Raw genomic sequence first — 241 nt, 5'->3', positions numbered from 1 at the left:
CAGCTGGACGATCGCCTACAAGCTCTTGTTCTGGGCGCGCCTGCAAGACGGCAACCGCTCATATAAATTGTTGTCGGAGATCCTCAAGCCTACGGTACAAACCCATATCAACTACGGCGCGGGTGGGGGAGTGTATCCCAACCTGTTGTCGGCCGGCCCACCGTTCCAGATCGATGGTAACTTCGGGGCCACCGCCGGCATTGCCGAGATGTTGATTCAAAGCCACGATGGCTTTATAGAC

General features: G+C 56.4%; 1 protein-coding gene. It reads left to right on the top strand.

Features of this window, described 5'->3' with window-relative positions; genetic code table 11:
* On the top strand, positions 1-241 hold a 241-nt coding region (locus tag KK062_RS30540; RefSeq protein WP_438836548.1), incomplete at both ends, for a glycosyl hydrolase family 95 catalytic domain-containing protein.

The sequence above is a fragment of the Dawidia cretensis genome, from assembly GCF_018598175.1.
Taxonomy (GTDB): domain Bacteria; phylum Bacteroidota; class Bacteroidia; order Cytophagales; family Cyclobacteriaceae; genus Ohtaekwangia; species Ohtaekwangia cretensis.
This window is presented reverse-complemented; position numbering and strand designations above follow the sequence as displayed.